Annotated in this window: 12 protein-coding genes; 10 read left to right on the top strand and 2 right to left on the bottom strand. The window is 43.9% G+C overall.

Annotated features, from left to right (window positions below; genetic code table 11):
• The 4 genes from rfbK to ACKLKD_RS12370 all read left to right on the top strand — a co-directional run.
• The coding region (gene rfbK, locus ACKLKD_RS12385; protein WP_420061974.1) for an O9 family phosphomannomutase RfbK at nt 1-1,355 on the top strand (1,355 nt) is incomplete at its 5' end.
• 158 nt (nt 1,356-1,513) lie between these two features.
• Nucleotides 1,514-2,680: a UDP-glucose 6-dehydrogenase gene (gene ugd / locus ACKLKD_RS12380; RefSeq protein ID WP_087806072.1), complete on the top strand. Its 1,167-nt coding sequence runs from the start codon at nt 1,514-1,516 to the stop codon at nt 2,678-2,680.
• A 191-nt stretch (nt 2,681-2,871) separates the two neighbouring features.
• Nucleotides 2,872-3,879: an NAD-dependent epimerase gene (locus tag ACKLKD_RS12375; protein WP_087806074.1), complete on the top strand. Its 1,008-nt coding sequence runs from the start codon at nt 2,872-2,874 to the stop codon at nt 3,877-3,879.
• 127 nt (nt 3,880-4,006) lie between these two features.
• Nucleotides 4,007-5,119 carry an IS3 family transposase gene (locus ACKLKD_RS12370; RefSeq protein ID WP_087806076.1) on the top strand — a complete coding sequence of 371 codons (1,113 nt, stop codon included), beginning with the start codon at nt 4,007-4,009 and terminating at the stop codon, nt 5,117-5,119.
• A 549-nt stretch (nt 5,120-5,668) separates the two neighbouring features.
• Here the strand turns inward: ACKLKD_RS12370 and ACKLKD_RS12365 are convergent.
• Both ACKLKD_RS12365 and ACKLKD_RS12360 read right to left on the bottom strand, forming a co-directional pair.
• Nucleotides 5,669-5,791 carry a small membrane protein gene (locus tag ACKLKD_RS12365; protein WP_142289271.1) on the bottom strand — a complete coding sequence of 41 codons (123 nt, stop codon included), beginning with the start codon at nt 5,789-5,791 and terminating at the stop codon, nt 5,669-5,671.
• Nucleotides 5,792-6,162: 371 nt separating this feature from the next.
• Complete coding sequence (locus tag ACKLKD_RS12360; RefSeq protein WP_087806077.1) at nt 6,163-7,167, bottom strand: NAD-dependent epimerase; 1,005 nt, start codon at nt 7,165-7,167, stop codon at nt 6,163-6,165.
• Nucleotides 7,168-8,204: 1,037 nt separating this feature from the next.
• Here ACKLKD_RS12360 and rfbA point away from each other — a divergent pair.
• The 6 genes from rfbA to ACKLKD_RS12330 are packed head-to-tail and all read left to right on the top strand — an operon-like array spanning nt 8,205 to nt 14,826.
• Entirely contained in the window at nt 8,205-8,972 is a 768-nt protein-coding gene (rfbA, locus tag ACKLKD_RS12355; RefSeq protein WP_002912373.1) for an O-antigen export ABC transporter permease RfbA, read from the top strand.
• Nucleotides 8,972-9,712, top strand: a complete 741-nt coding sequence (gene rfbB, locus ACKLKD_RS12350; RefSeq protein ID WP_080897481.1) for an O-antigen export ABC transporter ATP-binding protein RfbB — start codon at nt 8,972-8,974, stop codon at nt 9,710-9,712. The genes rfbA and rfbB overlap by 1 nt, the downstream gene beginning before the upstream one ends.
• Before the next feature lie 15 nt (nt 9,713-9,727).
• Nucleotides 9,728-11,623 carry a DUF4422 domain-containing protein gene (locus tag ACKLKD_RS12345; RefSeq protein WP_087806079.1) on the top strand — a complete coding sequence of 632 codons (1,896 nt, stop codon included), beginning with the start codon at nt 9,728-9,730 and terminating at the stop codon, nt 11,621-11,623.
• Between the two features lie 15 nt (nt 11,624-11,638).
• The gene (gene rfbD / locus ACKLKD_RS12340; protein ID WP_087806081.1) at nt 11,639-12,793 is read left to right on the top strand and encodes a UDP-galactopyranose mutase; all 1,155 of its coding nucleotides are present in this window, start codon (nt 11,639-11,641) and stop codon (nt 12,791-12,793) included.
• Nucleotides 12,790-13,683, top strand: a complete 894-nt coding sequence (locus tag ACKLKD_RS12335; RefSeq protein ID WP_087806083.1) for a glycosyltransferase — start codon at nt 12,790-12,792, stop codon at nt 13,681-13,683. Before rfbD ends, ACKLKD_RS12335 begins: the two co-directional genes overlap by 4 nt.
• Nucleotides 13,684-14,826 carry a glycosyltransferase family 4 protein gene (locus ACKLKD_RS12330; protein WP_165931778.1) on the top strand — a complete coding sequence of 381 codons (1,143 nt, stop codon included), beginning with the start codon at nt 13,684-13,686 and terminating at the stop codon, nt 14,824-14,826. It abuts the gene before it with no gap.
• Nucleotides 14,827-14,909 lie beyond the last annotated feature (83 nt).

The following is a 14,909-nucleotide window of genomic DNA, read 5'->3' as shown; positions in this document are numbered from 1 at the left end:
GTTTTAAAGCCTACGATATTCGCGGTGAACTGGGTGAAGAGTTAAACGAAGATATCGCCTACCGCATCGGGCGCGCCTATGGTGAGTTCCTGAAGCCCAAAAAAATCGTGGTGGGCGGCGATGTCCGTCTGACCAGCGAGTCTCTGAAGCTGGCGCTGGCCAACGGCCTGATGGATGCGGGCACCGACGTGCTGGATATCGGTATGAGCGGCACCGAGGAGATTTACTTCGCCACGTTCCACCTGGGCGTGGACGGCGGCATTGAAGTGACGGCCAGCCATAATCCGATGAACTACAACGGCATGAAGCTGGTGCGTGAAAACGCGAAGCCCATCAGCGGCGATACCGGCCTGCGCGATATCCAGCGTCTGGCGGAAGAGAACCAGTTTGCGCCGGTTGACGCGTCCCGTCGCGGCACGCTGCGCCAGGTTTCGGTTCTTCAGGCGTACGTGGACCACCTGATGGGTTACGTGAACCTGGCCAATTTCACCCGTCCGCTGAAGCTGGTGGTGAACTCCGGCAACGGTGCAGCCGGGCATGTGATTGATGAAGTGGAAAAGCGTTTTGTGGCGGCTGGCGTGCCGGTGACCTTTGTTAAGGTACACCACCAACCGGACGGCAACTTCCCGAACGGTATTCCGAACCCGCTGCTGCCGGAGTGCCGCCAGGACACCGCGGATGCGGTGCGCGAGCACGGTGCGGACATGGGGATTGCCTTTGATGGCGACTTTGACCGCTGCTTTATGTTTGATAACGAGGCGGAATTTATCGAAGGGTATTATATCGTTGGTCTGCTGGCGGAAGCGTTCCTGCAGAAGCAGCCGGGCGCGAAGATTATCCATGACCCGCGGCTGACGTGGAACACGATGGATATCGTGACCCGCAGCGGGGGCACGCCGGTGATGTCGAAGACCGGACACGCGTTTATTAAAGAGCGTATGCGCCAGGAAGATGCGATTTATGGCGGGGAGATGAGCGCGCATCACTATTTCCGCGATTTTGCTTATTGCGATAGCGGGATGATCCCGTGGCTGCTGGTGGCGGAGCTGCTGTGCGTGAAGAACAGCCCGCTGAAGGCGCTGGTGGCGGACCGGCAGGCGGCGTTTCCGGCCTCCGGAGAAATAAACCGTAAGCTTGCGAACGCGGGAGCGGCGATTGCGCGCATCCGTGAACGCTATGAGGCGGATGCGGTCAACGTGGACACCACCGACGGTATCAGTATTGAATACCCGGAGTGGCGCTTTAACCTGCGCAGCTCGAATACCGAGCCGGTGGTACGCCTCAACGTCGAATCAAAAGCAGATGATGCTTTAATGAAGGCCAAAACAGATGAATTATTAAGTCTTCTTAAATAAAACTTATTTTGCATTAGAGCCATAAGGGTTGATATGTGGAAATCACCTTATGGCTCTTTCTTGACTTCCCATCTTTCTGAGAGTAAAACCGCCACAAGTGTTGATTACCAGGGTGGCTAATATGCCGCCGTCCAGTTAACTGATTAAAGTGTGATCGAATGAAAATTACTATTTCCGGTACCGGTTATGTTGGTTTGTCGAATGGCATCCTGATTGCGCAAAACCATGAAGTGGTTGCGTTGGATATCATTCAATCCAAAGTTGATATGATTAACCAAAAGATTTCTCCGATTGTCGACAAGGAGATCCAGGAATATCTGGCGGAAAAACCGTTGAATTTTCGCGCGACAACTGACAAGCATGATGCCTATCGTAATGCTGATTATGTCATTATCGCTACGCCGACTGACTACGATCCGAAAACAAACTACTTCAATACCTCGACCGTTGAAGCGGTTATTCGTGATGTCACGGAAATTAATCCGAATGCGGTAATGATTATTAAGTCAACCATTCCCGTCGGATTTACTCGTGATATCAAAGAGCGCATGGGAATTGATAATGTTATTTTCTCTCCTGAGTTTCTGCGTGAAGGCCGTGCCCTCTACGACAACCTGCATCCGTCTCGTATAGTCATTGGCGAGCGCTCAGAACGTGCGGAGCGTTTTGCTAACCTCCTTAAAGAAGGGGCGATCAAACAGGACATTCCGACGCTGTTTACGGATTCTACAGAAGCTGAAGCCATTAAGTTATTTGCCAACACCTACCTGGCGCTGCGTGTGGCTTACTTCAATGAACTGGATAGCTACGCTGAGAGTCAGGGCCTGAACAGTAAGCAGATTATTGAAGGCGTGTGCCTCGATCCGCGCATTGGTAATCACTATAACAACCCGTCCTTTGGTTATGGCGGCTACTGTTTGCCAAAAGATACTAAGCAGCTGCTGGCGAACTATGAATCTGTGCCGAACAACATCATTGGCGCGATTGTTGATGCCAACCGCACACGCAAAGATTTTATCGCTGACTCTATCTTGTCACGCAAACCTAAAGTTGTTGGAGTCTATCGTCTGATAATGAAGAGCGGTTCCGATAACTTCCGCGCTTCCTCTATTCAGGGCATCATGAAGCGCATCAAGGCCAAAGGTATCCCAGTTATTATTTACGAACCGGTCATGCGGGAAGATGAATTCTTCAATTCCCGCATAGTGCGCGATCTAGATGCTTTCAAACAAGAAGCCGACGTCATTATTTCAAACCGTATGGCAGAAGAGTTATCTGATGTGGCAAACAAGGTTTACACTAGAGATCTGTTTGGTAATGACTAGTATTATTAATCTATGGCTGGAGGCTAGTATTTCCAGCCAAACTTAATATGTAGTTTGATTTGATTGATGTTGATTAACTTTAAGTATTGGAAAAAATAGCTATTTATGATTGTTAGAATTTTTTCTGATGATGTAAAATAATTTTATGAAACATCGATGCTACCGATCGAATATTTGTCAGGAGTTTAAATATGAAGTTTTTAGTCACTGGTGCGGCTGGTTTTATTGGGTTTCACATCAGTAAACGTCTTTTGAATGATGGACATAAAGTCGTTGGGGTCGATAACATTAACGACTATTATGATATAAGTTTAAAAAAATCACGTCTGGAGCAATTGAAATCACCTGCCTTTGATTTTCATAAATTGGATCTGGCTGATCGCAATGGTATGGCTCAGTTGTTCAATGAAGAGCAGTTCGACCGTGTTATCCACCTAGCAGCTCAAGCTGGCGTGCGTTACTCGCTGGAAAATCCGTTCGCTTATGCTGATTCGAACCTGATTGGTTATCTGAACATTCTGGAAGGCTGCCGACATAATAAAGTTGAGCACCTGCTCTACGCCTCATCCAGTTCAGTCTATGGTTTAAACCGCAAGATGCCGTTTTCGACCGACGATTCAGTTGATCATCCGGTTTCTCTCTATGCGGCGACGAAGAAAGCCAATGAACTGATGGCCCATACCTACTCACACCTGTACGGTATCCCGACGACAGGACTGAGGTTTTTTACCGTCTATGGCCCATGGGGCCGACCGGATATGGCGCTCTTCAAGTTCACAAAGGCCATACTGGAAGGAAAGAGTATTGATGTATATAACTACGGGAAGATGAAGCGCGACTTCACTTACATTGATGATATCGTTGAGGCGATTGTTCGTATTCAAGACTTGATACCTAAGCGTGATCCTGAATGGACAGTTGAGGAAGGGTCCCCGGCTACTAGCTCAGCGCCATATCAAGTTTACAACATAGGCAATAGTTCACCGGTTGAATTGATGGATTACATCACTGCACTGGAAGATGCTCTGGGAATGGTCGCCGAGAAGAACATGATGCCGATCCAGCCGGGCGATGTCCTGAATACTAGTGCTGAGACACAAGATCTTTATAAAGCTATTGACTTTAAACCGGAAACGCCAGTTCACAGAGGCGTCAAAAAATTTGTTGATTGGTATAAAGAATATTATCGATACAACTAGTATGGTATTGGGTATGGCTCGGACAATTTCCGAGCCTCTCTATTAAGATGTAAGTATCCCGGCAAAACGAACCATTCACTTTTAGAGATCTTCCGACATACTGATAATGTCCCCTGAGGAGATCGCTATGCGTAAGATCCGATTCACTGAACACCAGATCATCGCCGTTCTGAAGTCCGTCGAAGCCGGACGTACCGTCAAGGATGTGTGCCGTGAGGCCGCTATTTCGGAAGCCAGCTATTACAACTGGAAGGCGAAATATGGCGGGATGGAAGCGGCCGATATTAAAAAAATCAAAGATCTTGAGGATGAGAATCGACGTTTAAAACAGATGTTTGCTGATCTCAGCCTTGAGTGCCGGGCACTTAAAGACGTCATCGAAAAAAAAGCTTTAAAACCAGCGATAAAGCGTGAACTCGTCAGCTATCTGACGGTGCAATTTGCTATGAGTTTACGCCAGGCCTGCAGGACGTTATCGCTGAGCAGGACGGTGTATTTTTATCAGCCCGATACCCGGCGTGATGAACCAGTGATCCACGCGCTGACTGAGCTGCCAGAACGCTATCCGCGCTACGGTTTTAAGAAACTGTTCCAGCTGCTGCGCAGGCAGGGTAATACCTGGAACCATAAACGTGTTCACCGGATTTACTGTCTGCTGAAACTGAATTTTCGCCGCAAGGGAAAACAGCGGCTGCCTGTGCGTAATCCCGCACCACTGGCGACACCGCAAGCGTTAAACCAGAGCTGGTCCATCGATTTTATGCACGACGCGCTGGTCTGCGGCAGACGCTTCCGAACCTTTAATGTGGTGGATGATTTTAACTGTGATGCACTGGCGATAGAAATCGACCTGAATATCCCGGCTCAGCGAGTCATCCGGGTGCTGGACAGGATCGTGGCAAACCGCGGCTACCCGCTGAAAATGCGGATGGACAACGGGCCAGAGCTGGTCTCGCTGGCGCTGGCACAATGGGCCGAAGAACATGGCGTACAGCTCGAATTTATCAAGCCGGGTAAGCCGACACAAAATGCTTTTATCGAACGGTTCAACCGAACATACCGGACAGAAATCCTGGATTTTTACCTGTTCAGAACACTGAATGAAGCACGGGAAATTACCGAGCGCTGGCTGATGGAATATAACAACGAGCGGCCTCATGAATCCCTGAATAACCTGACACCGGAAGAGTACCGGCTGATGGCTGAAAAACCGGAACTCTCAAAAAGTGCATGGAACTGAAGCAGGGGTGCTTACATCCCTCCTTAGCTGTTAAGCTATTCGTCTGGCAAATCGTACTGCTTTTCTTCCCTGACTAAATACCCAAAAAACGTGACCCCGCTTGTATTCTTCAATCGATTATCTTGTTCCTATCATTGAGGTCGGATATGTTAAATCTACCTTGTGAAGAGCTACCGTCACTGAGATGTAGATGCTGGAGATAAGCGCCAGAAGGTAAAACAGAGCCTGCTTGCAGGCTTTTGTTGTTTCTGGCTCCCGGCCCTTTAAGCTCCCTGTCTTGCTATCCTCATGGCTGATGATTGAAATTTTTACTGATGATAGAGTGAGAGGATGTACTGGAGGATGTGTCGCCAAGTCATGGCAAGCCAAAAATATTAACCATCATAAAAGTATCATATTGTTTTAATTGTCTGACAAAAATATTTTAGCTTTAAATAGACAGTATTCAATGCCAGCTGAGAAGACTGTACCGATCCCCACCGCTGGCAGTGTTTTATTCTTATATTATTATTTCCTATGCCTGTATTATAATTATATTAAGTTTTCGTTTCACCACCTGCGTTTGTTAAACGTCAGCCTGGTCTTTTTCTGATCTTTAATATAAGAAATCAGAAAATAAACTGAAACAATCAACAGGATGGCAGCGACTGCTAAGAAAATTATGTTTGCCATAATGCGTACCAGAATGAAAGGAGTGTTATAAATCCATTTGCCTGCGAACTATTAGAGCATCTGCAAAGGTATCTTTTGCCTGATTAACATATCCTGAATTTAAGAAAATTCCTATAAGGTGTTTATGGTTTTTTTTCAGGAAAGTGAAAAAATCTTTTCTAATGCACAATGATAAGCTAAATCTCTCAAGTAGGTCTTAACGGTAGTCTGATTGACCGATTGCTGGTTGTTTTGGCTCTATGCTGGAAGATATATAAGTCAGTGCTATCAATAGCACCAGAGTGGATAAGACAGTCGAATAACTTTTCCCGATATAAAAAGCCGCAATGGAGTTCCACTGCGGCTATAGATAAGTCCACTACCTTGCGTTGTTACGCCTTGTAATACGCCTTGTACCAGTCAACGAAGTTCTTAACTCCTTGCTTGAACGAGGTTTGCGGCCTGAATCCCACCATATTATACAGCGGTTTAGTATCCGCGCTGGTTTCAAGTACATCGCCTGGCTGAATTGGCATCATATTCTTCTGCGCTTCCATCCCCAGCGCTTCTTCCAGGGCGGTGATGTAGTCCATCAGTTCCACCGGCGAACTGTTGCCGATGTTATACACCCGATACGGCGCGGAGCTGGTCGCCGGCGAACCGCTTTCAACGGTCCAGTCGGCATTGGCCTGCGGGATCACATCCTGAACACGAAGCACCGCTTCGACGATGTCGTCGATATAGGTGAAGTCGCGCTTCATTTTGCCGTAGTTATAAACGTCGATACTTTTCCCTTCCAGCATCGCTTTCGTAAACTTAAACAGCGCCATATCCGGGCGTCCCCACGGACCATAGACCGTAAAGAAGCGCAGCCCGGTGGTCGGGATGCCGTACAGGTGGGAATAGGTGTGCGCCATCAGCTCATTGGCTTTCTTGGTGGCGGCATACAGGGAGACCGGATGATCGACGGAATCTTCGGTGGAGAACGGCATTTTACGGTTGAGGCCGTAAACCGAGCTGGAGGAGGCGTAGACCAGGTGTTTTACTTTGGTGTGGCGGCAGCCTTCCAAAATGTTCAGATACCCCATCAGGTTAGCGTCTGCGTAGGCATATGGGTTTTCCAGCGAATAGCGCACCCCGGCCTGAGCCGCCAGGTGTATCACCCGATCGAACTGTTCCGCGGCGAACAGCTCCGCCATCCCCTCACGGTCGGCAAGATCCAGTTGCTGGAAATGAAATGCCGGGGATGCCAGACGATCCAGACGAGCCTGTTTCAGGCTAACGTCATAATAGTCATTCATGTTGTCGATGCCGACAACATCATGCCCCTCATTCAGCAGGCGCTGCGCGATATGAAAGCCGATAAAACCTGCGGCACCAGTAACCAAAAACTTCATATTTATCCTCCGGGTGTGGATATCCCGTTTTACATAAGGGCTGATTTTACACTGGCTTGCGGTTGGGATCACTTGGTTTGCCATGACAAGATAGGTAAGTACCTGTAAACAGCGGCGTCAGAGAGTAAATGTCATGTAATTAATTATCATTCTCGAAAGGCATTAAGCCATTCAGAAGATTAAAAAATAATTATAAACAATGGGTTAGCTTTATTCTTCGGTTTTATCGAGTATTGCGAGGTTTTAGAGACGGCCTGATATCGTAGAGTAAAGATTGTAACTTTGGTTTAGCCAGGTGTGTATGTTTCCAGGGTGCCTATTTAGGGATAATGCCATGTTATCGTCTAAAGTGTGTCCATTTTTACATTGAAAAAGCCATGCACCGGATTTTTACTTTAATTCCTTACTTGCAGAGTTATAATACGCTGCCGTTCTATTTGGCAGACTTAGGTATTGCTGGATAAATCATCACGAAAAGTTGTTATTAAGATGCAAGAAATTATTTCAGAATTTCATGCTGTCCTTAGATGGTTCTTTTGAATGTAAAGGCGTAATGAGCAGGTGAGGGGAAGTGCCAGGCCAGGCATGCTGCTTGCGGAAATGAGAAAGTCCTGATAGCTAACGCGGAAGGGAAACGCCAGAGTAAAGCCTTTTTGTAGCTAAGGTAACGAGATGCAGGGCTGTACTGAGCTGTAACGCCATCTACCCCGCGGTTTGAACGGATGTGAGTGCTAAAAACTCGGTGGATCACGCATTTTGGTTGCGATAGCCAATGGCGGTAGCGTGGAAGAAAGCATAAGTCAAAATGTTAATTTTTTGAATTAAAAGGGTTTTTGTCAAGCATGAGGCCGGGTTTTGCTTGCGTTTTCATTCAAATCATCGGTTGCAGTCGATGAATGACTGTTGACCTGATAAACTTTGCCCGCAGCACAAAGCAGTCGGTTACTCGATTGTTGAGCCTGGCAGGATCGGCGAGGTAGACCTGGTATGACTAACTCATTCAGTGGATATTTGTAGAATAATTTATGAGTATAAAGATGAAGTACAATTTAGGGTATTTATTTGATTTGCTTGTTGTTATAACAAATAAAGATCTAAAAGTGCGCTATAAGAGCAGCATGCTAGGTTATTTATGGTCAGTAGCAAATCCATTGCTTTTTGCCATGATTTATTATTTTATATTTAAGCTGGTAATGAGAGTACAAATTCCAAATTATACGGTTTTCCTCATTACCGGTTTGTTCCCGTGGCAATGGTTTGCCAGTTCGGCCACTAACTCATTATTTTCATTCATTGCTAACGCTCAAATTATCAAGAAAACAGTTTTTCCCCGGTCCGTGATTCCGCTAAGTAATGTAATGATGGAAGGCTTGCATTTTCTGTGCACCATACCGGTTATTGTCGTTTTTCTTTTTGTTTATGGCATGACGCCGTCTTTGTCCTGGGTTTGGGGTATACCACTCATTGCTATTGGCCAGGTGATTTTCACCTTTGGGGTTTCAATCATCTTTTCAACGTTGAATCTGTTTTTCCGTGACCTGGAGCGCTTTGTTAGTCTTGGAATTATGTTGATGTTTTATTGTACGCCGATTTTATATGCGTCTGATATGATTCCGGAAAAATTTAGCTGGATAATTACCTACAATCCGCTAGCGAGTATGATTCTTAGTTGGCGCGATTTATTCATGAATGGGACTCTAAATTATGAGTATATTTCAATACTTTATTTTACGGGAATCATTCTGACGGTTGTTGGTTTGTCTATTTTCAATAAATTAAAATATCGATTTGCAGAGATCTTGTAATGCACCCAGTTATAAACTTCAGTCATGTTACAAAAGAGTATCCTCTGTACCATCATATTGGCTCAGGAATCAAAGACTTAGTCTTCCATCCGAAGCGCGCCCTTCAGTTGCTGAAGGGGCGGAAATATTTAGCTATCGAAGACGTATCCTTTACTGTGGGAAAAGGTGAGGCTGTTGCCCTGATTGGACGTAATGGGGCAGGAAAGAGTACCTCGCTTGGCCTGGTTGCCGGGGTGATTAAGCCAACTAAGGGAACCGTCACCACTGAAGGACGGGTAGCATCGATGCTTGAACTCGGCGGAGGCTTTCATCCAGAGCTTACCGGGCGTGAGAATATTTATCTGAATGCAACTCTGCTGGGGCTACGGCGCAAAGAGGTCCAGCAACGTATGGAGCGTATTATTGAATTTTCGGAACTGGGAGAATTCATCGACGAGCCCATCAGAGTATATTCAAGCGGAATGCTAGCTAAGTTAGGTTTTTCGGTCATCAGTCAGGTTGAACCGGATATTTTAATTATTGATGAAGTTCTGGCTGTAGGTGATATCGCTTTTCAGGCTAAATGTATTCAGACCATCAGAGATTTTAAGAAAAGAGGCGTGACGATACTGTTTGTTAGCCACAATATGAATGACGTTGAAAAAATCTGCGACAGAGTCATCTGGATCGAAAATCATAGACTCAGGGAAGTGGGGTCAGCAGAGCGAATCATTGAACTGTACAAGCAAGCAATGGCTTAATCATTGGGTAATATAATGAACAATAGCGTTAAAATCTATACCAGCCACCATAAGCCTAGTGCTTTTCTCAATGCTGCAATTATCAAACCTCTGCATGTCGGCAAAGCCAATTCTTATAATGAGATTGGTTGCCCAGGAGATGACACTGGCGATAATATTTCCTTTAAGAATCCGTTTTATTGCGAACTGACTGCGCATTATTGGGTTTGGAAAAACGAAGAGTTGGCCGACTATGTCGGTTTTATGCACTATCGCCGTCATCTTAACTTTTCCGAAAAACAAAATTTTTCTGAGGATACCTGGGGGGTCGTGAACCATCCATGCATTGATGAAGAGTATGAGAAGACCTTTGGATTAAACGAAGAAACAATTCAACGGTGTGTTGACGGTATTGATGTCTTACTGCCCAAAAAATGGTCTGTCACTGCGGCGGGAAGTAAAAACAATTATGATCACTATGAACGAGGTGAATACTTACACATTCGTGATTATCAGGCTGCCATTGCCATCGTTGAAAAACTATATCCAGAATATAGTACGGCAATAAAAACATTCAATGATGCCAGTGATGGCTATTACACTAATATGTTTGTCATGCGCAAAGATATTTTTGTTGACTATTCAGAGTGGCTCTTTTCTATTCTGGATAATCTCGAAGATGCCATCTCGATGAACAATTATAATGCTCAAGAAAAACGCGTTATTGGGCATATAGCCGAACGGCTGTTTAATATTTACATTATTAAGTTGCAACAAGATGGTGAGCTTAAGGTAAAAGAATTACAGCGTACCTTTGTCAGCAATGAAACATTCAATGGTGCACTGAATCCAGTTTATGATTCTGCGGTTCCAGTGGTTATCAGTTTCGATGATAATTACGCAATCAGCGGTGGCGCATTAATTAATTCTATTGTCCGTCATGCGGATAAAAAGAAAAATTATGATATCGTCGTACTCGAAAACAAAGTCAGTTATTTGAATAAAACGCGGTTAGTAAATCTAACCTCTGGTCATCCGAATATTTCTCTTCGTTTTTTTGACGTAAATGCCTTCACTGAAATAAATGGTGTGCATACTCGAGCGCATTTTAGCGCATCAACGTATGCCCGTCTTTTTATTCCTCAACTGTTCAGACGATACGATAAAGTCGTATTTATTGATTCAGATACCGTTGTAAAAGCTGACCTGGGTGAACTGCTTGATATCCCTCTGGGCAACAATTTAGTTGCAGCGGTCAAGGATATCGTCATGGAAGGTTTTGTAAAATTTTCTGCAATGTCGGCATCAGATGATGGCGTTATGCCGGCAGGCGAATATTTACAAAAAACCTTAAATATGAATAACCCTGATGAGTATTTTCAGGCGGGCATTATTGTTTTTAATGTCAAACAAATGGTCGAAGAAAATACCTTTGCTGAATTAATGCGGGTATTAAAGGCAAAAAAATACTGGTTCCTCGACCAGGACATCATGAATAAAGTATTCTACTCTCGAGTCACATTTCTGCCATTAGAGTGGAACGTTTATCATGGTAATGGCAACACGGATGATTTCTTCCCTAATCTTAAGTTTGCAACGTATATGAAATTTTTAGCCGCTCGCAAGCAGCCTAAAATGATTCATTATGCGGGTGAGAACAAACCATGGAATACCGAAAAAGTCGATTTTTATGACGACTTTATTGAAAACATCGCTAACACTCCATGGGAGATGGAAATCTATAAACGACAGATGTCGTTAGCGGCTTCGATTGGCTTAACCCATAGCGAGCCGCAACAACAAATCTTGTTCCAGACCAAAATCAAGAACCTACTGATGCCTTATGTTAATAAATATGCACCAATAGGCACGCCAAGAAGAAACATGATGACTAAATATTATTACAAAGTACGCCGTGCTATTCTTGGATAATAAAAGAGACAACAGATGAAAACTAAAAAAATATTGATCGTAGGTGCTGGCTTCTCTGGTGCAGTTATTGGTCGCCAGCTTGCTGAGCAGGGACATCAAGTCCATATTATCGATCAGCGTGATCATATCGGGGGAAATTCCTATGATGCACGGGACGCTGAAACGAATGTGATGGTACATGTTTATGGACCCCATATTTTCCATACTGACAATGAAACAGTGTGGAACTATGTCAACGAGCATGCAGAGATGATGCCCTATGTGAACCGGGTTAAAGCGACAGTTAATGGTCAGGTATTTTCCCTGCCTATTAATTTGCATACCATCAATCAGTTTTTCTCAAAAACTTGTTCGCCTGATGAGGCCAGAGCGCTCATTGCTGAGAAAGGGGATAGCACTATTGCTGATCCACAAACTTTTGAAGAGCAAGCGTTACGCTTTATTGGTAAAGAGTTATATGAGGCCTTTTTTAAAGGCTATACGATTAAACAGTGGGGGATGCAACCCTCGGAACTGCCGGCATCTATTCTTAAACGTCTTCCTGTTCGTTTTAACTATGATGATAATTATTTTAACCACAAATTTCAGGGCATGCCGAAATGTGGTTATACGCAGATGATTAAGTCCATTCTCAATCATGAGAATATCAAGGTTGATTTACAGCGGGAATTTATCGTTGAAGAGCGAACTCATTATGATCACGTATTCTATAGCGGTCCATTAGATGCGTTTTATGGCTACCAATATGGCCGTCTGGGCTATCGAACATTAGATTTTAAAAAGTTTACCTACCAGGGTGATTACCAGGGATGCGCAGTGATGAATTATTGTTCTGTGGATGTGCCCTATACTCGCATCACTGAACATAAATATTTTTCTCCCTGGGAACAACACGACGGCTCTGTTTGTTATAAAGAGTATAGCCGTGCTTGTGAAGAAAATGATATTCCTTACTATCCTATTCGCCAGATGGGAGAGATGGCCCTTCTTGAAAAATACTTGTCACTGGCCGAGAATGAAACCAATATCACTTTTGTCGGCCGTCTTGGAACCTACCGTTACCTCGACATGGATGTGACCATCGCCGAAGCATTGAAAACGGCAGAAGTCTATTTAAATTCACTCACTGAAAATCAACCAATGCCTGTGTTTACGGTTTCTGTACGATGAAATATACGGCATTGATAGTGACATTCAATCGTCTCGGTAAACTGAAAAAAACCGTTGAAGAGACCCTCAAACTTGAATTCACTAATATTGTTATTGTCAATAACGGGTCCACGGATGGGACCCAAGCCTGGCTTTCGTCAATTGTTGATACACGAGTCATTGTATTAACTCTCACCGAGAATACCGGTGGGGCGGGGGGCTTTAAAACCGGTAGTCAGTATATCTGTGAACAGCTGGCAAGTGATTGGGTATTTTTCTACGATGACGATGCTTACCCGTATCCAGACACGTTGAGGTCCTTTTCACAGCTGGATAAGCGGGGATGTCGGGTATTTAGTGGACTGGTGAAAGATCCGCAAGGAAAACCGTGTCCGATGAATATGCCGTTCTCGCGTGTACCAACCTCACTTGGCGACACTGTACGCTATTTACGCTACCCTGGAGAGTTTATCCCGGCAGCTAATCGTTCTATGTTCGTACAAACGGTTTCATTTGTTGGGATGGTCATACATCGTGATCTGCTGGCGACCAGTCTTGACCACATCCATGAACAGCTTTTTATCTACTTTGATGATCTTTACTTTGGCTATCAGCTATCATTAGCTGGTGAGCAAATTATGTATAGCCCGGAGTTGCTTTTTTATCATGATGTAAGTATTCAGGGCAAACTTATTGCACCTGAATGGAAGGTTTACTATCTATGCCGTAATTTGATCCTGTCGAAGAAAATATTCCAGAAAAATGCCGTGTATAGCAATTCAGCGATAGCGATACGCATCCTAAAATATATATTAATCCTGCCATGGCAACGTCAAAAATATTCCTATATGAAATTTATTCTACGTGGAATTTCACATGGCATAAAAGGTATTAGTGGTAAGTATCATTAAGTGGGCATAGCAATGAGAAAATTGTGTTATTTCATAAATTCGGATTGGTACTTCGATTTACACTGGATCGATCGTGCCATCGCCTCCCGTGATGCAGGTTATGAGATTCACATCATCAGCCATTTTATTGATGACAACATAATAAATAAATTCAAAACATTTGGCTTTATTTGCCATAATGTTACTCTTGATGCTCAATCTTTTAATGCATTAGTTTTCTTTCGTACTTACCATCATGTACAAAAAATCATTAAAAATATAAAGCCGGATCTTTTGCATTGCATCACTATCAAGCCATGTTTGATTGGTGGCGTGCTCGCTAAGAAATTTAATCTACCGGTCATCGTAAGTTTTGTTGGGCTTGGAAGAGTATTTTCTTCAGACAGCATGCCTTTAAAATTATTGCGACAGTTTACTATTGCTGCATATAAATATATTGCCAGTAATAAGCGCTGTATATTTATGTTTGAACATGACCGAGACAGAAAAAAACTGGCTAAGTTGGTTGGACTCGAAGAACAACAGACGATTGTTATTGATGGTGCCGGCATTAATCCAGAGATATACAAATATTCTCTTGAACAGGATCACGATGTCCCTGTTGTATTGTTTGCCAGTCGTATGCTGTGGAGTAAAGGACTGGGCGACTTAATTGAAGCGAAGAAAATATTACGCAGCAAGAATATTCACTTTACTTTGAATGTTGCAGGAATTTTGGTCGAAAATGATAAAGATGCAATTTCCCTTCAGGTCATTGAAAATTGGCATCAGCAAGGATTAATTAACTGGTTAGGTCGTTCGAATAACGTTTGCGATCTTATTGAGCAATCAAATATCGTTGCTTTGCCGTCAGTTTATTCTGAAGGTGTTCCGCGAATTCTTCTGGAAGCATCTTCTGTGGGTCGCGCTTGTATTGCTTATGATGTCGGTGGTTGTGATAGCCTTATTATTGATAACGATAATGGAATTATTGTTAAAAGCAATTCACCTGAAGAACTGGCTGATAAACTTGCCTTTTTGCTTAGCAATCCTAAAGCACGCGTTGAAATGGGTATTAAGGGTAGGAAACGTATACAAGATAAATTTTCTAGTGTTATGATTATCGATAAAACATTGAAAATATATCATGATGTAGTTCGATGATGTGTAAGTTTCACATTTTTTATTGTGAAAAAACTTCATTGATAATACTAACGTTTATATAATGTAATTCAATTTACTACTAA

The sequence above is a fragment of the Klebsiella sp. 10982 genome, assembly GCF_048589245.1.
Taxonomy (GTDB): Bacteria; Pseudomonadota; Gammaproteobacteria; order Enterobacterales; family Enterobacteriaceae; genus Klebsiella; species Klebsiella quasivariicola.
The sequence above is the reverse complement of the archived record's forward strand: the minus strand, read 5'-3'. Positions and strand labels throughout refer to the sequence as shown.